Source organism: Arthrobacter sp. P1_B9 (assembly GCF_056406495.1).
This window is the reverse complement of the sequence record NZ_JBFUAA010000008.1, coordinates 53,704-74,529: the sequence shown is the minus strand read 5'-3', so window position 1 is coordinate 74,529 and position 20,826 is coordinate 53,704. Positions and strand designations below refer to the sequence as shown.

Here is a 20,826-nt window from a genome sequence, read left to right as displayed (position 1 = left end):
GGATTTTTTCATGTGAGAGGCACATCCTGCGTCGATGAACGCGTTCCATTTGGTCCCGGCGGCCGCTTGCTGAAGTTTGGCAACAGCCCGGTTGATCACCTGACTTTTCTTCGGCGAACCCTTGAGCCAACCGGCATCGGGGGCCGATATCCGCACGGATACCGCCTGAAAGACTTTGAAACACATGACTACATTTGCTGCCCTCGGCACGCCCAAAGCACTTGCCGACACCCTGACCGCACAGGGGATCGTGGAGCCCTTCCCGATCCAGGTCAAGACCCTTCCCGACACCCTGTCCGGACGCGACGTCCTGGGCCGCGGCCGCACCGGCTCCGGCAAGACCATCGCATTCGCCATCCCGCTGGTGGCACGACTCGCAGAGCGCGAAGCCAAGCACTTCCGCAAGCCCGGCCGCCCGATGGGCCTGGTTCTGGCTCCCACCCGCGAGCTGGCCACGCAGATCAACGCGACCATCGAGCCGATGGCCAAGGCCATGGGCCTGACCACCACCGTGATCTACGGCGGCATCTCCCAGGCCCGCCAGGAAAAGGCCCTGCGCGCCGGCGTCGACATCGTCATCGCCTGCCCGGGCCGCCTGGAGGACCTGATCCGCCAGCGCATCCTGACCCTCGAAGCAGTCGAGATCACCGTCCTGGACGAGGCCGACCACATGGCCGACCTTGGCTTCCTCCCGGTGGTCAAGAAGCTCATGGACATGACCCCCACCCAGGGCCAGCGCCTGCTGTTCTCCGCCACCCTGGACAACGGCGTGGACAAGATCGTCCAGCGCTACCTGTCCAACCCGCTGACCCACTCCGTGGACGACCCGCAGGCCGCGGTGACCACCATGGAACACCACGTGCTGGTGGTCAACGACCAGACCGTCAAGAAGCAGCTGATCGTCGAGCTCGCCTCCGGCGCCGGCCGCCGCGTGCTCTTCATGCGCACCAAGCACCACGCCCGCAAGCTGGCCAAGACCCTGACCGACGCCGGCATCCCCGCCGTCGATCTGCACGGCAACCTCTCGCAGAACGCCCGTGACCGCAACCTGGCCGAGTTCTCCTCCGGCGATGTCCGCGTCCTGGTGGCCACCGACGTCGCGGCCCGCGGCGTCCACGTCGACGACGTCGAACTGGTCATCCACGTGGATCCGCCCACGGAGCACAAGGCGTACCTGCACCGCTCAGGCCGTACGGCCCGCGCCGGTTCCGACGGCACCGTGGTCACGCTGACCCTGCCCGAGCAGCAGTCCGACGTCAAGAAGCTGATGAAGGCTGCCGGCGTCGAGGTCAACTTCGAGCGCGTCACCGCCAACTCCCCGCTGGTTGCTGAACTGGTCGGCGAAATGGCCGACAAGATCGATCCCCGCACCCGTGCCGCCCTGCTGGCAGCCAAAGCCGCCCAGCACGGCGGCGGCACCTCCACCGGTGCCAACGCCGAGCGCAAGCGCGCCCGCCGCACCACCCAGGCTGCACCCACCGCGGGTGGTCGTGGTGGCCGTGGCGGACGCGGACGGGTGTCCGCCGAGGCACCGCGGACCGACCTGCCGCGCGCCGAGCGCCGCGCCGTCGCCTACGAAGGCAAGGCTGCTGCCCGCAACGCCGCCGACCGTGTCGCCGAGCAGAACCAGGACCGCGCAGATGCCGAGCGCGCCGAACGCCGGAATGCGCGTGGCCGCGGCCGCACCACCGCCTACGCGCACCACAACGATGTTCCGGCCGCCGGCGGCCGTGCCGCAGCCGGCCGCGGTTCGGACGGACGCGCCGCAGACGGACGCAGCGACGCCCGGGGCGCTTCGGCTCCCCGCAGCGGAGCACCCCGCACAGGTGGCGCTCCCCGCACCGGCGCTTCGACCGGCGGCCAGCGCAGCGGACGCCCGGCAACCGGCCAGCGTGCGGCTGCCGGCGCCAAGTCCGCCAGCAGCAAATCCGGAGGCAGCGCGGCGGTCTGGTCCTCCAACACCGGTGGCACCTCGGGCGGATCCTACGCCGGCGGCGGCAACGGCCGTTCCGGTGAAGGACGTCCGGCCCGCGGCTCGGGCCCCCGCCGCGCGTCGGCTCCGGCCTCGAACGAACGCCGCGGCCGCTAAGGTTCCGGTTCTCAGCTACGCAAAATAGCTGGCGCTGCGCAAACGGACGGCCGCTACGGGAATCCCCGTAGCGGCCGTCCGAAAGCGCAGCGGTTGTCCAAGAACGCCGCGAAAAGCTGAAGCTACCAGCCGCGGGCGCGCCACTCTTCCAGGTGGGGCCGTTCCGCGCCGAGGGTGGTGGGCTGGCCGTGTCCCGGGTGCACCACGGTGTCATCCGGATACACGTCGAACAGCCGCTCGCTCACATCGGTGATCAGCTGGGCAAAGCGCGCCGGATCCTTCTGTGTGTTGCCTACCCCGCCGGGGAACAGCGAGTCGCCGGAAAAGATGTGAGCCGGGCCTTCGGGGTCCTGGTACACAAGGGCGATCGAACCCGGTGTGTGGCCGCGCAGATGTACAGCCGTCACATCGAAGCCGTCGAAGTTGCCGACGTCCCCGTGATCCAGCAGTACATCCACCGGCACTGGCAGCTCCGGGGCATCCTCTGTCCCGGCCGCCGTTTTCACACCGGTGGCTTCCACCAGGGACGGCAGCGCCCGGACATGGTCCCAGTGCTGGTGGGTGGTGGCAACCAGCGCCAGCTTCGGCGTCGCGGAAGTATCCGCGGCGGCGTCCGCGAGCAGCCCCTGGATGGCGGCCAGATCATCGGCCGCATCGATCAGGAGCTGCGCGCCGGAGGCCTTGGCCGTGAGCAGGTAAACATTGTTGTCCATCTCGCCGACCGAAATCCGGCGGATGGTGATGTCACGTAAAGAGTGAATGAGCGAGTCCATGGGCATCAGTCTACGGAGCCGCTATTCACGGCCCTGGGACACCCAGTTGGGGTCCGCGGCGCGGGAACCGACGACGGCGTCCGCGGCGGACCCGAGCGTCCTCAGTTGCGCTGCGGTGAAGTCGAGGGCCAGGGCGCCCAGGTTTTCGTCGATCCGGTCCGCCTTGCGGGTGCCGGGAATGGGGACCACGGGCAGTCCCAGCTGGCGGCCCCGCGCAAGCAGCCAGGCCAGCGCCACCTGGGCAGGAGTTGCAGCCTGCCCGGCAACGCTCAGTTCCGCAGCGACCGCCTGCACGGCCGCCACCACGCCCTTGTTGGCGCTGGCAGCGTCCGCCGCGAAACGCGGGATGTTGCGGCGGAAGTCGTTGCTGCCCAGCGTCGAGGCGTCCACGGTGCCGGTGAGGAATCCCCGGCCCAGCGGCGAATACGGCACAAATCCCACCCCGAGTTCGGCGGCGGCAGGCACCACGTTGCGTTCCACGTCGCGGCTCCAGATGGACCATTCGCTCTGGACCGCGGCGATCGGGTGGATGCGGCTGGCCTCGCGCAGCTCCTCGGCCGTCACCTCTGACAGGCCCAGATGCCGCACCTTGCCGGCCTGTACCAGCCCCGCCATGGCCTCCACGGTTTCCACTATCGGAACGCGGAGGTCACGGCGGTGCAGGTAGTACAGGTCAATGGTGTCGGTGCCCAGCCGTTGCAGGCTGCGGTCCACGGCCTGCCGCACGTAGGCGGCGTCGCCGCGGATGTCCGTGTAGCCGGCCGACGGTGTGCCCACGAGGCCGAACTTGGTGGCCAGCTGGACTTCGCCGCGGCGTTCCTTGAGCAGCCGCGCGATCAGCTCCTCGTTGCTGCCGCCGCCGTAAATGTCCGCCGTGTCGATGAAGCTGACGCCGGCGTCCACCGCGTGATGCAGGGTCCGCAGGGCCTCGGCCGGGTCCACCTCGCCGTAGACAGGGGTCAGGGCCATACCGCCGAACCCCAGGGGACTGACCATCAGGCCGTCGCCGAGCCGGACTGTTGCTGCCGTCATCTTGGTCTCCATTCGCGCACTGAATAGTTCCGTAGGACTTCCGTCCCTGCCAAGAACCCCGGGATGCGCGCGGCTATTCCGGCCCTGCTATCGGCCGGGCAGACGATTCTCCCCACCTTTGACCCTTGCGCGGCCGGCACGACGGCGCGCCGCCGGGGACACGCCGTCGTACTGCCCTAAACGTGGGGAATTTCCGCAGGGGAGGCCGGCCGGACAGCGCCTTGTGCCGGTTCCTCTGAGTCCGCCGTTGGCGGGAGGAGCTTCAGGCCCGCCGCGCAGCCGACGATTCCGGCGATGAACAGCAGCTTGAGCGGACTGGCCGGTTCGACGCCGGTGGCCATCGCCCAGCCGACCGTCAGTGCAGCGCCGATCCCCACCCAGATGGCGTAGGCGGTGCCGAGCGGAATGCGCTTCACGGCCAAGCCGAGCCCCACCATGCTGAGGGTGGCCGTCACGGCGAACACGAGGGTCGGCAACGGGCGGGAGAACCCGTCGGACAGGCCCAGTGCCGTGGCCCAGACCGCCTCCAGCACAGCGGAAGCGAGCAGAATCACCCATGACATTGCAGCTGGTTTCATCATGGTCACGCCACCAGCTTCAGGCCGGCGACGCTCGCGGCAATCCCGCCAAGAAGCAGGATCCGTGCCGCCGTCGGGCGCTCAACCTTGGCGGCCATCGCGTAGCCGGACGTCAGGACGACGCCGACCCCCACCCACACGGCGTAGGCCGTTCCGGTAGGGATGGACTGCATGGCGACGGCGAGCCCGCCGGTGCTGGCGAGGACGGAAACGAGGAAAACGAGGGCCGGGACCAGCCGGCGGCGGCCCCTGGCCTGGGCGGTCCGGTGCAGGGCGGCGGCCCAAACGGCCTCCAGCGCCCCGGAAAGAATGAGTATTAGCCACGACATGACAGCTCCTGTGGCCAGTCTTGTCGCGTGCCGGGTACTGAACCGTCGTCCGGAGGCCTGGAAGAGGGGCCTTGGCCTCCAAGTCTAGCAAATCGGCATCAGAGCCCGACGGCGTCGCTGCAAAGAGTGAACGTGCGCCCCACGGGGTACTGCGCGCACGGCTCGTTCGGCGCGGTAAGGTCGCCGGCGTCGATATCGTATGCCGCCGACACGATGGCCCGGCCGTCGGCATTGGCCAGGGTGGCCCGGCCGCCGATCCGCCGCAGCGCCGCCATGGCTCCGCGTTCCAGGCGCTGAACTGTCACGTCGATGCCCACGATTCCCGCGACCGGGCCGTCCGGGCGGGTAAACACCGGGTGCGTGAAGGTCAGGACGTACTCGTCGGTGCAGAGGAAATCCACGTAGGGCCCGGTGACGTGGGCCCGTCCTGTTTCCACGGGGATCCGGAACCACTCGGCCTTGACGTAGCGGCTGATGGAGTTGGGACTGAAGTTGGCCAGCGCGTCGACGTGCTCCAGATCCGGGCCCTGCCACCAGGCGATGTAGCTGCGCCCGGGCCCGAGCAACCCGGCGTTGGCGATGAACCCCGCTCCGGCCGCGTAGCCGCCGGGCAGCTGCACCAGTTCCTCGACCACCGGACGGATGAGCTTGTCCACGGCCGTGCCGGTGACTTTGCCGGACATGGCGGCCAGGGCGGCCCCGGTGTCAGCGGCCCACTCCGTCAGGCAGTGCTCGATGCCGGCGATGGTGGCGTCGAGTTCGGCTGCGGCCAGCTGGGCCGCCTTCTCAACAGCGCCGGGTTCGGCCGGCGCTGCCATGGACGCTGCGGTGGGGCCTGCGGTGGAGGTGGTTTCGGACATCGGTGCTGCCTTAGCTCGAAGGTGCCGGACATTTGCGGTCAAAGATGGCCACGATCGTGGCTCCGGGATGCGGGTGCGGTCAATAGCTCTTGGCCTGCTCGGTCAGCAGCCAGTCGGTGGTGGCGGAGATGAGGGCCTTGACCCCCGTTTCGGCGGCCCCGGGGTCGTGGGTCTCGATGGCGGCCGCCACGTCCCCGAGGATCACGGCGGTGCGTCCGCGGTAGCCGGTGTCGGCGCAGGGCAGCAGCGTGAGGGTGCCGAGATCTGCCTGCAGCCGGATGAGCTCCCGGGCAAGCCGGGCCGAGCGGGCAATGGCCGCGACTTCCAGCAGGAACTCCGAGAGGGCCAGACGCCAGCTCAGGGAGTCATCGTCCGCTGCGGGGATGAATGAGCGCAGCGTGGCGATGTCGGCGGCGTCGGAGCGGCGGGCCGCCACGCCCGCGCAGGCCGCGGCGATCGCCTGGTAATGCAGCGCGAGGTCCCTGATCTGCAGCCGGCTCAGCTCATGCAGTTGCGCCAGGGCCCGTTCCCGGGAGGGCAGCACGTCGTCGGCGATGAAGCTTCCGCCGCTGCGGCCGCGCGCGGTCCGGATGATTCCCGAGGCACGCAGCTGGGAGAGGGCCTCCCGTGCCGTTACCGCGGACACTCCGAGGGCCGCGGCCAGCTCGGTTTCGTTCGGCAGCCGCTGGCCGCTGGTGAGCAGCCCGGTCTCCACGGCCTGTTCGATCCGGCCGCACACTTCATCCACAAGCCCGCGTGATTTGATCGGCGTGAACACCGCCGCCAGGCTCCGGGAGGCGCCCGTGGGCGACAACACCATTCGGGCCTCCCTTCCCTCCGGCGGTATCCGCCCCGCACCGGCCGTGCATCCCTGCGGCTTCCGCGGTGCCGCCGCGCGTCGCCCGGGCTGATGACATCCTAATCCGGGCTTTGCCGGAGGGTCTATACACAAAACCTATGGAGTAATAGCATTTGGCCCAGCAGCCCAGTGTGGACTGGATCACATTCGGTTGCGTGGTTCCTGTGGACGATCCGGCAACGGAGTAAGGCGCACCCCATGACCGAAACACTGGCCGCCGGCACCTCGACCGGAAAGGAAGAGGTTCCGGCGATCCGTCTGCGTAAGCTCACCAAGGTCTTCGGGGACACCGTCGCGGTAAATGGCGTGGACCTGGACATCCGCCACGGGGAATTCTTCTCCATGCTTGGCCCGTCCGGCTCCGGCAAGACGACGGTCCTGCGCCTGATCGCCGGCTTCGAGCTGCCGACGTCCGGGAGTATCGAACTCGAGGGCAAGGACGTCACGGCCATGGCGCCCTTCCAGCGGGACGTCAACACCGTATTTCAGGACTACGCGCTGTTCCCGCACATGTCCCTCGTGGACAACGTCGCCTATGGGCTGCGGGTGCGCGGCATGCCCGGGAAACAGCGGCGGGAGCGGGCCAGGGAAGCCTTGGACCGCGTCCAGCTCGGGAAGTTCCTCGGCCGCAAACCCGCCCAGCTCTCCGGCGGCCAGCGGCAGCGCGTTGCCCTGGCCCGGGCGCTGGTGGTCGAGCCCAAGGTCCTCCTCCTGGACGAGCCGCTCGGTGCCCTGGACCTCAAGCTCCGGCAGCAGATGCAGGTCGAACTCAAGGAACTGCAGCGCTCGCTGGGTATCACCTTCATCTTCGTCACCCACGACCAGGAGGAGGCCCTGACCATGAGCGACAGGATCGGCGTGTTCAACAACGGCGGCATCGAACAGATCGGCACCGCGCACGAAATCTACGAGCGCCCGGGCGGCATCTTCGTGGCCAACTTCGTCGGCACCTCCAACATTTTCGACGCCGGCCAGGCCCAGGCGATCTATGGCCGGCCGGAGCCGCTGTGCATCCGTCCCGAGCGGCTGCGCGTCGCCTGGACCGGCGAACCGGAGCGCCGTTCCGGCACCACCTCCCGGCCCGGGACAGTGACGTCGTTCGTTTACGTCGGGCACGCTACCCAGGTGCGGGTGCAGCTCGACGGCGGACCCGCCGTCGTCGCGCTCGTTCCGGAAAAGCTGCCCGGCAGCGACACCGATCTGGTAAACGGGCCCGTCACAGTCAGCTGGGACGACGACGCCGTCGTTTGGCTTCCGGTCCCCGGCACTACCTGACGCCGGGCCATGCCGGGCGGGGTTGCCGTCCGTGCCGCGGCGCAGCGTTCCAGTCCAGAGTTTTTCTCCACAGCGAAAGGTACGGATCATGGCACCAAGAACTAAGGCCTCCCTCGTAGTCGGGGTGGTTGCGGCCGCAGCCCTCGCGCTGTCGGCCTGCGGAACCAGCGGCGGATCGGGTTCTGCACAGTCGGCGCAGCCGGTCAAAACCGAGATCGGCACCGGTGAAGGCCAGGTGTCCATCCTCGGATGGCCCGGCTACGTCGAGGATGGCAGCAACGACCCGGCCGTCGACTGGGTGCATCCGTTCGAACAGGAAACCCAGTGCAAGGTCAGCTTCAAGCCGTTCGGCACCTCGGACGAGGCCGTGACGCTCATGCGCACGGGACAGTACGACGTTATCTCGGCCTCCGGGGATGCGTCGCTGCGCCTGATCGCCGGCCAGGACGTGCAACCGGTCAACATGAGCCTGCTGAAGAACTACCCGGACATCTACCCGTTCCTGAAGGACAAAGCCTGGAACACCGTCAACGGCGTCAACTACGGAATGCCCCACGGCTGGGGCGCCAACCTGCTGATGTACTCCACGGACAAGGTCGCCCCGGCCCCCGCCTCCTGGAGCGCTGTGTTTGACGACGCCGCCAAGAACACCGGCAAGGTCACGGCCTACGACTCGCCCATCTACATCGCCGATGCCGCCATGTACCTCATGGCCCATAAGCCGGACCTCGGCATCAAGAACCCCTATGCCCTCGACAAGGACCAGCTGGCCGCGGCCGTCGACCTGCTCAAGCAGCAGCGCACCCACATCGGCGAGTACTGGAGCGACGTCGTCAAGGAGGTCCAGGCCTTCACGTCCGGGAGCACCGTGGTCGGCACCACCTGGCAGGTGGGGGCCAACATCGCGACGGCAGACGGCGCCAAGGTCGCAACCCTCGTCCCGGACGAGGGCGCCACCGGCTGGTCGGACACCTGGATGATCGGCTCCAAGACCAAGAACCCGAACTGCGCCTACAAGTGGCTCGACTACATCGCCAGCCCCAAGCCGAACGCCCAGGTGGCGGAGTACTTTGGCGAATCGCCGGCCAACGCGAAAGCCTGCGAGCTGACCAAGGATCCCAACCACTGCCAGACGTACCACTCAGGTGATGCGGCCTACGCCGACAGGATCTGGTTCTGGACCACACCGGTGGCCGAGTGCCTCGATGGCCGCAAGGACGTCAAGTGCACCGACTATTCGGAATGGACCAAGGCCTGGACGGAAATCAAGGGCTGATTCCGGCTCTGCCGCACCAAACCCTTACGAACGAGCCGGCCCCGGGGGCCGGCAGAGATTAAGGCGAGATGGCACTTCATACGCAACAGCTGCCGCCCGGGGCGCCCGGTGATGCCGGGGCCGTGCCACGGGCGAAAACCAACGCCTTTTCGGCGTTGCTGCACCGCTCGCCCCGGCTGAGGCTGGCGGCCCTGCTCACCGCCCCGGCGGGCTGGCTGGTTCTGGTGTACATCGCCGCTTTGGCGGCACTGCTCATCACCGCGTTCTGGACCGTGGATACCTTCACCGGGGAGGTGTCCACGGTCTGGACCACGGAAAACATCGTCACGGTCCTGACCGATCCGGTGTATCAGCGGATCACCCTGCGGACATTGTGGATCGCCGTGGCGGTCACCGTGATTGACATGATCCTGGCACTGCCCATCGCGTTCTTCATCGCCAAGGTCGCTCCCGCCCGCTGGGAGAAACTGCTCGTGGTGGCCGTGCTGATGCCGCTGTGGGCAAGCTACCTGGTCAAGGCCTACGCCTGGCGGAATGTCCTGTCCGAGGGTGGGCTGCTGGAGTGGCTGGGGACCCCGATCGGCCTGTCCTCGCCGGGCTACGGCGAAACCGCCGTCATCCTGACCCTGTCCTACATCTGGCTGCCGTACATGATCCTGCCGATCTACGCGGGCTTTGACCGGGTGCCCGACTCCCTGCTGGAGGCCTCCGGGGATCTGGGCGCGAAGCCGCTCACCACCATGCGCCTGGTCATGCTTCCGCTGCTGGTCCCCTCCATCATCGCGGGCACGATCTTCACGTTCTCCCTGTCGCTGGGCGACTACATCACTGCGCAGATCGTCGGCGGGACCACCCAGATGCTGGGCACCGTGATTTACGCCAACGTCGGAGCGGCCAACAATCTGCCGTTCGCCGCCGCGGTGTCGCTGGTGCCGATCGCCATCATCATGTTCTACCTTTTCGTCGTCCGCCGCACCGGCGCCCTGAACAGCCTGTAGTGCGAGGAGCATCATGAGACTTTCCCGTAGCGCCAAGGTGGTCCTGGGCATTGTCACGGCGCTGGTGTTTTTGTTCATCTACACACCGCTGCTGCTGGTGGTGGTGAACTCGTTCAACGCAGACCGGACTTTCGGCTGGCCGCCCAAGGGCTTCACGCTGGAATGGTGGGGCAAGGCCTTTGACTCGCCCGGCGTCAGGGAGGCCGTCGTGTCCTCCCTGTGGGTGGCAGTCGTATCGACCATCATTTCGCTGGTGCTGGGGACGCTGCTGGCGATCTCATTGCAGCGCTATGAGTTCTTCGGCCGTGACGTCATCAACCTCCTGGTCATCCTGCCCATCGCGTTGCCCGGGGTTGTCACGGGCATCGCGCTGAACAACATGTTCACCACGATCCTGGGCGTCCCGCTGAGCCTGTGGACGGTGGTGATCGCCCACGCCACGTTCTGCATGGTGACGGTGTTCAATAACGCCATTGCTCGGCTCCGCCGCACCAGCGCCGGCCTCGAGGAAGCCTCCGCCGACCTCGGCGCCGGTGTTTTCACCACATTTGGCTTGGTGACCTTCCCGCAGCTCCGCTCCGCCCTGCTGGCCGGCGGCCTGCTGGCCTTCGCGCTGAGCTTCGACGAGATCATCGTTACCACGTTCACGATCGGGGCCGGCGAGACCACGCTGCCGATCTGGATCCTGCAGAACCTCTTCCGTCCGAACCAGGCGCCCGTGGTCAATGTCGTGGCGGTCGTGCTGATCGTGGTCTCGATCGTCCCGATCTGGCTCGCGCAGCGGCTGTCCGGGGACTCGGTGCGTGTCGGCGGCGCCCGGGTGTAGGCGGACAGCGCTATACGGTGCCGGGTTCCGCAGGGTCGATCGAGATGACAGCCAGGAATCCGCGGCCCACGATTTCCGGTGTCGCGGTATCGGCGCCGACGATGGCGTCGTAACGGTTCAGCTCAAGTCGCTCCGGCTCCGGGGCGGCGACGGCGGCCGGACCGGTGGGAGTGCCGCCTGCAGTCCCGGGGCTGACGGTTCCCTGCCCCTGCAGGAGGATGCCGAGTTGGCCTGCGAACACCGGATGGGCACGCTTCTTGGACAGCTCGACGATTGAGGTGTAGCCCTTGAAGGCGCCGTTGCGGGTGATGACGTTCAGATCCCGGATGTCGCCGGTGGGCAGTGCCCCCGCCGAGTCCGCGTCGCCGGAGAACCGGAACGGCCGGTACTTCTCCAGCGGATGTTCGGCCCCGTCCACGCTCAGCAGCAGCAAGTCGCCGTCAATCACTGTCAGTACACGGTCCATCCCGGCGTAGGCGGAGAAGGGGCCCGCCTTGGAGACTTCGGCAATGCTGACGCGCCAGTCCCAGGCGCTGTCCTGCCCTGTATCTTGCGGGGCGTTCCGCAGGGACGGGGTCCTTGGATGGCGCGCCACTTCGCGCGTCACCCCGCCGCCGTTGCGCCAGGGGTGGGCTTTGAGCTCGGCATAGCGGATGATCTCCATGGCCTCAGCCTATCGGCCCGTTTCCGGGGACGGCGCTCGCGCCGACGCGCCGGCGGGGACTGCGCACGCCCGTGCCGACGCAAAGTCGGCGGCCGGGGCCCGGCCTTGCTAACGTCGGAGGCAGGAAGCGCCCAGAAGGAGCCCGAATGTTTGTCAAAGTGTGCGGCCTGAGCACCCCGGATGCGGTCCGCGTCGCGGCAGGCGCCGGCGCGGACGCCGTCGGCTTCGTCCTGACCCGCAGCCCCCGGGAGGTCACGCCGGAACAGGTCAGGAACCTCCTCGCCCACGTCCCGGACGGGGTGCCCGCGGTGGGGGTGTTCCGGCACGAACCGGCCGCCGACGCCGTCGCCGTCGCCCGTGAGGCGGGCCTGGTCTGGGTCCAGCTCCACGGGGACCGCTCACCCGCCGACGTCCGGACAGTGCACGACGCCGGGATGAAACTGATCAGGGCCGTCACCATGGCCGCCGCGCCGGAGGCCTTCAGCGACTGGGGCGAGGATTTGCTCCTGATCGACGCCGCCGTGCCAGGCTCAGGCGAGGCCTGGGACTACGGCTCGGTCCGGGCCAAGGCCCTGACCGGACGCAAGTGGCTGCTCGCCGGCGGTCTCGATCCCGCCAACGTGGCCCGGGCAGCGGCGGAGGCCGGGGCGTGGGGTGTCGATGTGTCCTCCGGCGTCGAGTCGGCGCGCGGCATCAAGGACTTGGCCAAGATCGGGGATTTCGTGCGGGCGGCCAAGGCGCCTGAATGAGGCTGGGCCGCCCGCGGACCATCTGAGGGGCTAGGAGCGTTTGATGACGACGTCATCGATGTATTCGTCGCCCTTTTGCCGGTTGTGCTCGGCCCCGAGCTGTACTTTGCTTAGGCTGCTCCCGAGCATTTGGACGCTCGAGCTGCTGTAGCGCTGCACGCCGTCGAACCATACCTGGATTGTTGACGAATTGCCGTTGGCGGTCACCCGCATGGACACATGGTGCCAGGCGCTCAGAGAGATGCTGCTGGAGATCAGCTTCGTGTAGACAAAGCTGCCACTCGGTGACGTGACCCGGAGCCACAGCTGCCCGTTGCTGTTGTAGCGGTAGATGTCCGCGACTCGGGTGGAGCCGGAGAAGAAACGGAAGTACGGGACGTCATTGCCGGAAACGCCGGCAACAGTGATATTGAACCAGCCGTCTGCGTACGAGGTCTTGGTCCCCGAGGAAAACGAAGGCGAGGAGAGGTTTGCGAGCGAGCCGGAATCGGTGGTCACGTGCAGCTTGGTCGCATGCGTCCCGGTGTGGGGCCGCGAAGTGGACATCGTTGCGGTGCCGGTGCCGGACACTTTGGGGACGAGGCCGCAAAAGCCGCCCGCCTCAAAACTGGTGGCGAGCACAACGGTGCCCGGATAGGAATTTGTCGGTGCCGGGCTGCAGGTTGCGGCGGTGGCAGCCTGGGCGGAACCGAAGACAAGGGAACCGGCTACGAGCATTCCGAGCGTCCCAACCATGCTGAGTGTTCTAAGTTTTCTCATTGAAAATACTTTCCGTGATTGGTTCGACTTGTTGGTGTCCGCCCGGTGCCGCGGCACCGGGCGGACGGTTTCTGTCATGCCAGCTGCGCCAGATGCACCAATTGCATGACCACCGCGACGCCGACTATGGCCAGCAGGGCTGCCGTGGTGATCACCACGGCGCGCGGGAGTGCCTTGTCCGGCTGCAACACGCGAAGCACATCGCAGCTCACGAGGGCCGTCATGGTGGCCAGTCCTGTCAGGAAGATGATCATTTCGCACGCACCAGGGCACGCTTTGGCCGCTTGAGCTCAAGACCCAGGAATACTAGGGTCAGGGCCGACAGGAGGCATACGGCCGCCGGCGGTGACCAGAGACGTGCGTAGATCATCGCCGTCGCCACGAGGGTGGACATCGCGAGGCTGAAGGCGATTGCGATGGCGATGCTGAGGGGAAGCGCACCAGTTGCCTGGGCTGAGCGCGGGGGGTCGAAGCGGAGGAGCAGCACCAGCGCCGTTCCAGGCCCGGCCAGCATCAGCAGGCCTATCACCGCCAGGCGCAGGCCCTCGGGGCCGACAAACGAGAGCGGTATGGCTGCTACGGCGACGGCTGCCGTCGCATAGCTCACGTAGCTGCGTTCAGTTGCCATTGCTAACTCCTTCGATGTGAAAAATCACGCCGCCTGCGTTTTCAAAAACCTTTGTCCAGCCCGGACTCGTGGCGCATGTGGCGGTAAAACGTTGAAGGTCGCCGGTGGGAGTCGAACCGCGAAGTTCGGCTGCCTCCTGCTGGCTTTCGGTAACGATGAGGTACGCGCCCGCTTTGTGGGCGATCTGGTTGGCCGCGTCACAACTGAGCGGCGCGGCGTTGGGAATGGGCTCGGCAGCAACGAGCGCCCGGTAGTCGTAGTCCGCGTAGTGCTGGTATCTCCACGGGGTGTTGCGAACTGCCTCAATGAGGACGGAACCGGTGGGCGCTGTCGCATAGAGGTGGTTCACTAAGGCGATTTCGTCGTCGTTGAAGCTTTCCATGCCGTCATTTCCGTAACGGGAGACGACAGTGGCTGTAGCGAGCACCGCGCCCATCAGCAGCAGCGCAAGGGCCCGGCGCAGGCTCAGCCCCGCGGCACTGTCTGACATCAGTGGCAGCACCGCCAGGCAGACGGCGAACGGAAGGCTGAAGAGATACAGGCGCAGAAGCAGTTCACCGCCATAGGGCTGGAGGGGAATGAGGACCAGCGGCGCCAGCGCCGCGGCCGCGGCCGCCAGCCACGGTGCCTTCCGCCGGTAGCCCACTATGGCGCCGGCAACGGCGAGCACCCAGACCAGCGCAACCTCGGCCATGCGCGTGTAGACCACGAACATGTGGGCGTCGCTGCCTGAGACCCTGCTGCTCAGCGCGCCGAGGCTGTTCGCACCGATGTCACCGAGCGAGCCGAGCAGCTGGCCGAAATGCCCCTCCACGAATGTGGAAGCCGCAAAGAGCAGCCAGCCGACGGGCAGGACCACGGCCAGGACCGGCAAGAAGCGCAGCCGGAGACGTCCGGTCAGCAGGAGCGCGGCCAGGATGGGGATCGCGGCGAAGGGGCTGAGCTGGTGTGAAGCCGTCATGGCAAGCAGGATCAGTGCGCAGACCACCACGAGAATCGCCGTGTCCGCCCGGTGAGGTTCCGCGGCGCCATACCGCGGGACCGAGCTGTCCAGTTTGCTGACACTGCGGGCAAGCCACCGGGAGAAGCGGGTGCGCTCCGTGGGCCAGGCCCAACCGCCGAAGACGCTGAGCAGGCAGGCAATCAGTGTGAGCAGGAGGAGGAACGAATAGGCCTGTGGTGACAGGTAGTCCTGTCCAATCCAGCTGGCCACGTAAAAGATCCAGACAGCCGCCCAGGCCTGGCGCGGATTTGCCGTCAACCGCCGGGCCAGGGCCAGCAGTGGTGCGAGCAGGAGGATGTTGATGCCCACCGGCGCCCACGTTGCGATCCCGAAAAGATCCTTGGCGCCCGTCGCCCCGGAGAGCATTCCCAGCACGTTGAAGAATCCTGGCCAGTTGAAGTAGGCGTCCAGGGTCGGATCCAGCTGGCCCGTTTGGCTAATGGTGTCCGCAATGCCCAGATGCCGGAAGCTGGCCTCGAGCCGGGGCAGGCCATGAATGATGGGGTCAGCACCGTCGAGGAGAACCACTGTGACCAGGAGCTGCCAGGTCAGAAGCGCCGGAACCAGACGTCGGAGGCTCAGCGACGCCACAAATCCGGCGAGGCTGAGCGCGAGCGCAACGAAATAGGCCGGCGGGAGGGCATCAATCAGCCCGGCCCCGCCGATCTGAAAAGGATTGACCTGGTTCATGCTCCACACGCCGAGGGCGAGCGCGGCCGCGGCTGCCGCGGCCAGGGCACCGATGTGCCACGACGGGGTGAGTCCGAGGTTGCGGTGGGTGGGCGGCTTAGCACCGCCGACGTGCGCATGCGCCTCATGCCGGTGGGCGGTGCCCACAGGGAGGCTTGTTGCCGTTTCGTGTGTCATCATTTCTCGATTCAGGTCGGCTGGTGGCGCGCCGCTGAAGGAATCTCGCCTGCGGTGGAGGCGGGCTTCATCCGGGTCAGGGTGATCAGGCGCCAGGTGGCCATCAGGCAAGCAGCCGCTTGGGCAACGGCCCATAGGACTGAGACCCCGGTGAGGCCATATTGCTGCGCCACTGCCGCGGCGGGTGCCACGACCAGGATGGCGGCCAGAGTGGCGACTATCGTGGATTCGAAAAGCCGCCCTTGGGCCCGGCACAGCCCGTAGTAGACCTGGGTCACGCAACTCAGGAGGAGTGCCGGGACGAGTACAGGAATGAGGACCCACGCGGACGCGTAATCCGGTCCGAGGAAGCCCAGAAGCAGGGGGCCGGCCAGCAGCAGTATCAGCCCGGCCACGAGAGTCAGCATAAAGCTGGCCCGTAACGCTGAGGCGAGGAGGCCCGGCCGCGCCCGTGAACCCGCGAGGGCCGTTTGCAGGGTAAACCCGGCGGACTGCGGCACGAAGAACACTGCCGAGGCCATCATCCAGACCACATACCAGGCGGCAGTCGACGCCGGGCCCAGGGTAGCTGCAACGATGAGCGGGAGCAGGTAGCCGGGCGCGCGGTCGGCGAGCGTGAGGGCGTGGTTGGGAAGCCCCGGCTTCAGGAGATTGAGGGCCGGCCGAGGCCGGAAGCCGTGCTTCCAGTCCGGGGACACGTGGGCACGGGCGAGCTGGCGCAGCCCTACGAGGACACTGGCCAGGGCGCCGGCGGCGACGGCGCCCACAATCACCGCCAGGTCACGGAGCCCGGCGGCCAGCGCGGCGGCCAGGAAGAGGAGCTGGACGAGGGACTGTGCGAGGCTTCTGACCAGCGTGCGGTCGGCCCGTTCCTGGGCTACGCCCACGTGGTCCAGCTGGTAGGCGGTGGCGGCGAGCAGTGCCGTGGCCAGGAAAAGAATGGTGACCAGGGGGTCGGCCCAGGCCTCGCCCACGCCTGTGCCGAGCCACGAGGTGACGGCAACCAGCAGGCCAGCGCCCAGCAGGGAGCAGGTTGCCACGGTAAGCAGGCCGGTGGCGATGAGGCGCCGGCCGCCGTCAGTTTCCGCGGGCAGCAGCGTCAGCGTGGCAGGCCCGACGCCGAGCATCCCCAGCTGCACGGTCAGGAGCGCGGCTGCGACCACCGCGGACCCCAGGCCTATTTGCTCCGGCGGGAGCACGAGGGCCGCGAGTGCCCAGAACAGGAAGCCCGTCACCATGGGGGCAATCCTCGCGGCGGCCAGCCAGGCCGCGTTCCCGCCGACCGAGATCGGTTTGTGGGCCGGCCGCAGGAGCTCGCCGGCCATGGCGCGGTAGTTGTAGAGCAGGAAGCCCATCCAGTACGGCAGGAAGCGGGGTGCCCGGACCAGGGACATGCCGACCCCCCGCACGGTGGCCAGCAGTGGCAGCATCACGAGCCAGCCGGCGCGGCCCGTGTGCTTGCGGACGGTCCGGGCCATCCCGGCCCCGTCCTGGAGCCATTGGTCGCGGGCGTAGTCGAACGTGTCGTCAAACCGGTGCCTGACCACCACGGAGTCGGAGACGCCGAGCTTGAACCCGGCCTGCTCCAGCCGGATTCTCAGCTCCACATCCTCCCCGGAGCGGAAGTCGTCGTCGAACCCGACGTCGAGCAGCACGTCGCGGCGCATCAGCGTGGCGCTGACGCCAAACCACTTGCGCACCCGGCTGTGGTTGTGGTGCCAGGCCAGCGCAGCCCCCCAATAGCCGGGGCCGTCGGCTTCGCTGGCCAGCCCGAATTGCAGGCCGTCGTAGCCGCCGGCCTCGAATTCGGTCAGCAGCCGGGACAGGCTCTTCGGCGGAAGGACGACGTCGGCGTCGATCAGGGCGACAACGTCGCCGGTGGCACTGCGGGCGCCGAGCATCCGTGCGGCAGGCAGGCCGCGTCCTTCATCGGAGATGACAGTCGCCCCGCAGTCGCGGGCGATTTCGACAGTGTCATCCGTCGAGCAGCCATCGACCACGATCATTTCGTACGGGTGTTGGCTGCGGATCGACTCCAGGCACTCGCCCAGCCAGGCTGCGGCATTGCGCGCCGGAACAACAACCGACACCTTCAGATCGCTCACGTGGCCTCGCCTCACTCATCCAGTTTTGAACGAACCAGATTCGCGATGAAGTCAGAGGCCTGGTCCGCTGACCAAGCGGCGGGAAGCCGGAGCAGCCAGCAGGGAACGTCCTCCAGGGCCCGGCGCACCACGGCCGCCTTCTGGCCAAAATGCTCCTCCAGCGGGACCAGGCTGGTGGCGCCGAGGGCCTCGACAAGGCGCCGCGAGACCATGGGCAGTTCCGAATGGAAGTTGCCGACGACCCGGGAGGTCATCCACTCGGCGCTGCGTGCTTCCAGCCGCGCGTCCGCGCCGTCGAAGCGCTCGAGGAAGATGGCCAGCTGTGCCGGCGCCGCGGACGAGATCCGTTGCGCCCCGAAAACATGCTCCGGCTGCACCATGCGGTGTTCGGGGGACCAGCGCCGGGTGAATGCGGCTGTTTTCGGATAGCGGACAATGACCGGATGGACCGCCGTGGCCAGATGGGCGACAGGAGTCGTCAGCCATCCGGGGGCCAGGGGCTTGCGGGTTCCCCGGAACATGTCCGGGTAGATGGCGCGGTGGTGGGGTTTGATGAACATCGGTTTGGCGTAGCCCATGAGCATTCCGCCGGCGCCCATGAAGGCCCAGTCGTCGGCCATGAACCGCACGTCGGGCATGGCCACCAGCTTCGCCACCGTACTGGTCTTTCCAACACCTCCCCAGGCCGGCAGGAGAACCCCGGAGCCGCGGAAGTCCACCACGGCAGCATGGATCATGGCCGTCTCCTCCTGGACACACAGCCGGTCCAGCAGCGGAATCACAGAGGTCAGGAGCTCACCGGCGCCTTCGATCCGGTACCCGTCCTTTGTTTCGATGATCTGGACGCGGTCCGCCGGAATATAGAGGGACTCCCCGGTGAACCGGTAGGCATCCTCCGCGTGCGACTGGCTGGAAACCGGCGATATCCTGGCGCCGATGGTGATCCGCCGCGGCGCGGTGGAATTCCCCAGGAACGGGGCGAGCATATCCCGCAGTTGCGGTTCCCCTGGTGTGCCCGCCTCCACGTCGATGCCCACGATCCCGTGGACATCGAAGGAGGCTCCGGCAGAGGCGCCAATGGGCTGTTTCACGTCGCGCTCAGGTTGGCTCATGATCCAAGCTTTCTGGGGTCGGGTTCCTGCGGTCAGGTGGTTCCGGGTGCAGGGCCTGCACCCGGCGGTCTACGGGGAAGGGCGCAGCGCGGTTCATTTGACTTCCCGCCACGGCTCTTCCGGCGTCACAACAGCCGCTTTGACCGGCGACGGCGCCGCAGGCAGCCGGCGGCCGCGCACATAGCCGGTCGCGGTGGCCGCGAGCACGGCGATGATGGCCGCTGCCCGGCCGAGCCCGGCACGGTCCCCGCCGCCGAGCCAGCCGCGGATTCCGGCGAATACTGCACGAGGCAGGACCTGCCGGACATAGCGCCGTTCGGGACCAAGTGCCCGTTTGTGGCCGACCACCCTGCTGACCTGCGCCTTGGAAATCCCTTCGCCCCAGGAACGGGCCAGCATGTAGCGCAAGGTGCCGCGCTCGGCCGGAACGTGGTGGTGCACCAGGGCCGCGGGCTCATAGACCACCCGGGATCCGGGAGCTCCGATCACCGCGCGGATGCACAGTTCGGTCTCTTCGCAGCCCAGCGGGACGGCGTCCTGACGGCCCAGGGTTGTGTTGAAACCGCCGACCCGTTCCAGGACGCTGGCGCGGAAGGACATGTTCGCGCCAATGACGTTGCGGACCTCGGCGGCGACTTTGGGCATTCCCCGGTAAGTGCAGCCGACAATCCAGTCGAGCTCGTTGGCGAAGTAGCCCGGCCGTCCGGCTTCCCAGAGCGGTTCCACCCGGCCGCCGACCGCCAGAACGTCGGGATCGTCGTACATCGCCGCGAGCCGTTCGAGCCAGTCCGGCTCGGCTTCGGCGTCGTCATCGAGGAAGGCCACGATCTCGGCCTTAGCGATGCCTGCTCCGGTGTTGCGGGCGCCCGAGAGACCCTTGGGTCCGGCGTTCTCGATAATTACGGCATCCGGGACGGTAAAGATCAGGCGCTTGTACAAGTCCACGTTGTAGTCCACGACGACGATCGTCTGCTTGGGTGGGAAGGTCTGGGTGCGGACGGAGTCCAGGGCGCCGATCAGCTGGTCCCACCGGTCCTCCGAGTAGGAGCAAATGACCACGGATACTTCCGGAAGGCTGGAGTTCTCGGACATCCTATTCGCCTGCCCGTACGCCCAGGACGCTGCTGGGATCGGTGGGAACGTGCGGGAAGACCTCGTTGGGGTACTTGTACTTGACCCGACGCAGGGCCTCGGGGCGGGCGCCGGCGGTCGGGGCTTCCCAGCTCACGCGCTCGCGGGCCAGGGTGCGGAGGACCCGCCAGCCGTCCCGGAAGGTATGCAGGTTTGACTGCCCCGAGATGCGGGACAGTTCGTGGCTGGGCACCTCGGCAATGCGCAGGCCCGCCCTTGAGGCCCGCACAATCAGTTCAGTTTCGATCTCGAACCCGTCCGACTCCAGCTCCAGAATGTCAACGCATTCGCGGCGCAGGGCGATGTAGCCGTAGCAAAGGTCCGAGTAGTCGCTGTGGAGGACAGTGTTGGCGAGCCGGGTGAGCATCTTGTTTCCGCCGCTACGCAGCCATGTGAGATCGTCTGAGCCGCCGCCCGTCACATAGCGGGAGCCTTTGACGAAGTCGTATTCGTGCTGGAGCGGAGTCACCAGCCAGCCGATCTCCTGGGGGTCCATACTGCCGTCCCCGTCGAGCATGACGATGATGTCGCCGGAGGCTGCGGCGAATCCGGCCCGCACGGCGTTTCCTTTGCCAGGGCGGGGCTCTGCCACCACCACGACGTCCAGGCGCAAGGCCCGGGCCACCTCCACTGTGCCGTCCAGGGAACGGCCGTCAACAATTACCACCTCATCCACATAGGAGGGCATACGCCGCAGCACCCACGGCAGGTTCATTGCCTCGTTCAAAGTGGGGATCACCACGCTGACCGAGGGATTTGCCGGCGGGGGCGTCGTTTGGGGGCGCACGTTCGGCTTGAGATTCGGGATGGACACTGGCCTCACCACTCAATGACGTATTCTGCTCGTCGCAACTACAGCGCTTTCCGACTCCTCCGACCGGAAAATAGACCCAATGCTTACGCTGTTCGGTTG

21 protein-coding genes and 1 riboswitch are annotated in these 20,826 nt (G+C 67.4%); of the genes, 6 read left to right on the top strand and 15 right to left on the bottom strand.

What is annotated here, in order from left to right:
* The first annotated feature begins 184 nt into the window (after positions 1-184).
* Positions 185-2,089, top strand: a complete 1,905-nt coding sequence (locus tag AC1D1A_RS12745) for a DEAD/DEAH box helicase (RefSeq protein WP_476849799.1) — start codon at positions 185-187, stop codon at positions 2,087-2,089.
* 122 nt (positions 2,090-2,211) lie between these two features.
* On the opposite strand, the gene AC1D1A_RS12740 is transcribed toward AC1D1A_RS12745, so the two are convergent.
* The 6 genes from AC1D1A_RS12740 to AC1D1A_RS12715 form a co-directional block, all read right to left on the bottom strand.
* Complete coding sequence (locus tag AC1D1A_RS12740; RefSeq protein ID WP_476873658.1) at positions 2,212-2,862, bottom strand: MBL fold metallo-hydrolase; 651 nt, start codon at positions 2,860-2,862, stop codon at positions 2,212-2,214.
* A 21-nt stretch (positions 2,863-2,883) separates the two neighbouring features.
* Entirely contained in the window at positions 2,884-3,894 is a 1,011-nt protein-coding gene (locus AC1D1A_RS12735) for an aldo/keto reductase (RefSeq protein ID WP_476860211.1), read from the bottom strand.
* A gap of 176 nt (positions 3,895-4,070) precedes the next feature.
* Positions 4,071-4,457, bottom strand: a complete 387-nt coding sequence (locus AC1D1A_RS12730; RefSeq protein WP_476849797.1) for a DMT family transporter — start codon at positions 4,455-4,457, stop codon at positions 4,071-4,073.
* Between the two features lie 20 nt (positions 4,458-4,477).
* Positions 4,478-4,801, bottom strand: coding sequence for a DMT family transporter (locus AC1D1A_RS12725; protein WP_476860210.1), 324 nt, complete (start codon positions 4,799-4,801; stop codon positions 4,478-4,480).
* A 9-nt stretch (positions 4,802-4,810) separates the two neighbouring features.
* Positions 4,811-4,877, bottom strand: a riboswitch (guanidine-III (ykkC-III) riboswitch).
* A 22-nt stretch (positions 4,878-4,899) separates the two neighbouring features.
* Positions 4,900-5,661, bottom strand: coding sequence for a cache domain-containing protein (locus AC1D1A_RS12720; RefSeq protein WP_476860209.1), 762 nt, complete (start codon positions 5,659-5,661; stop codon positions 4,900-4,902).
* 79 nt (positions 5,662-5,740) lie between these two features.
* Complete coding sequence (locus tag AC1D1A_RS12715) at positions 5,741-6,481, bottom strand: FadR/GntR family transcriptional regulator (protein ID WP_230009582.1); 741 nt, start codon at positions 6,479-6,481, stop codon at positions 5,741-5,743.
* 237 nt (positions 6,482-6,718) lie between these two features.
* Between AC1D1A_RS12715 and AC1D1A_RS12710 the strand changes: the two genes are divergently transcribed.
* From AC1D1A_RS12710 to AC1D1A_RS12695, 4 genes are all read left to right on the top strand, one after another.
* Entirely contained in the window at positions 6,719-7,795 is a 1,077-nt protein-coding gene (locus AC1D1A_RS12710; protein WP_476947856.1) for an ABC transporter ATP-binding protein, read from the top strand.
* Positions 7,796-7,883: 88 nt separating this feature from the next.
* The gene (locus tag AC1D1A_RS12705) at positions 7,884-9,071 is read left to right on the top strand and encodes an ABC transporter substrate-binding protein (protein ID WP_230009677.1); all 1,188 of its coding nucleotides are present in this window, start codon (positions 7,884-7,886) and stop codon (positions 9,069-9,071) included.
* 68 nt (positions 9,072-9,139) lie between these two features.
* Positions 9,140-10,069 (top strand): ABC transporter permease, encoded by a 930-nt coding sequence (locus AC1D1A_RS12700; RefSeq protein ID WP_223917155.1) that lies wholly within the window; start codon positions 9,140-9,142, stop codon positions 10,067-10,069.
* Positions 10,070-10,082: 13 nt separating this feature from the next.
* Entirely contained in the window at positions 10,083-10,895 is an 813-nt protein-coding gene (locus tag AC1D1A_RS12695; protein WP_476849794.1) for an ABC transporter permease, read from the top strand.
* Positions 10,896-10,905: 10 nt separating this feature from the next.
* Here the strand turns inward: AC1D1A_RS12695 and AC1D1A_RS12690 are convergent, their stop codons facing one another.
* Positions 10,906-11,559 (bottom strand): HutD/Ves family protein, encoded by a 654-nt coding sequence (locus AC1D1A_RS12690; protein WP_476947855.1) that lies wholly within the window; start codon positions 11,557-11,559, stop codon positions 10,906-10,908.
* 146 nt (positions 11,560-11,705) lie between these two features.
* On the opposite strand from AC1D1A_RS12690, the gene AC1D1A_RS12685 reads away from it, so the two are divergent.
* The gene (locus AC1D1A_RS12685) at positions 11,706-12,308 is read left to right on the top strand and encodes a phosphoribosylanthranilate isomerase (RefSeq protein ID WP_223917151.1); all 603 of its coding nucleotides are present in this window, start codon (positions 11,706-11,708) and stop codon (positions 12,306-12,308) included.
* A gap of 30 nt (positions 12,309-12,338) precedes the next feature.
* Here AC1D1A_RS12685 and AC1D1A_RS12680 read toward each other — a convergent pair whose 3' ends face one another.
* From AC1D1A_RS12680 to AC1D1A_RS12645, 8 genes are all read right to left on the bottom strand, one after another.
* Entirely contained in the window at positions 12,339-13,043 is a 705-nt protein-coding gene (locus AC1D1A_RS12680; protein WP_476873667.1) for a hypothetical protein, read from the bottom strand.
* 98 nt (positions 13,044-13,141) lie between these two features.
* Complete coding sequence (locus AC1D1A_RS12675; RefSeq protein WP_026538140.1) at positions 13,142-13,321, bottom strand: hypothetical protein; 180 nt, start codon at positions 13,319-13,321, stop codon at positions 13,142-13,144.
* Positions 13,318-13,695 (bottom strand): hypothetical protein, encoded by a 378-nt coding sequence (locus AC1D1A_RS12670; RefSeq protein WP_476887127.1) that lies wholly within the window; start codon positions 13,693-13,695, stop codon positions 13,318-13,320. The genes AC1D1A_RS12675 and AC1D1A_RS12670 overlap by 4 nt, the downstream gene beginning before the upstream one ends.
* Positions 13,685-15,568: a hypothetical protein gene (locus tag AC1D1A_RS12665; protein ID WP_476856992.1), complete on the bottom strand. Its 1,884-nt coding sequence runs from the start codon at positions 15,566-15,568 to the stop codon at positions 13,685-13,687. The genes AC1D1A_RS12670 and AC1D1A_RS12665 overlap by 11 nt, the downstream gene beginning before the upstream one ends.
* 8 nt (positions 15,569-15,576) lie before the next feature.
* Entirely contained in the window at positions 15,577-17,670 is a 2,094-nt protein-coding gene (locus tag AC1D1A_RS12660; protein WP_476856991.1) for a glycosyltransferase, read from the bottom strand.
* An 11-nt stretch (positions 17,671-17,681) separates the two neighbouring features.
* The gene (locus AC1D1A_RS12655) at positions 17,682-18,782 is read right to left on the bottom strand and encodes a hypothetical protein (RefSeq protein WP_476860207.1); all 1,101 of its coding nucleotides are present in this window, start codon (positions 18,780-18,782) and stop codon (positions 17,682-17,684) included.
* A gap of 93 nt (positions 18,783-18,875) precedes the next feature.
* Positions 18,876-19,874 (bottom strand): glycosyltransferase family 2 protein, encoded by a 999-nt coding sequence (locus tag AC1D1A_RS12650; RefSeq protein WP_476860206.1) that lies wholly within the window; start codon positions 19,872-19,874, stop codon positions 18,876-18,878.
* 1 nt (position 19,875) lies between these two features.
* Complete coding sequence (locus AC1D1A_RS12645; RefSeq protein WP_243180637.1) at positions 19,876-20,727, bottom strand: glycosyltransferase family 2 protein; 852 nt, start codon at positions 20,725-20,727, stop codon at positions 19,876-19,878.
* Between the last annotated feature and the right edge of the window lie 99 nt (positions 20,728-20,826).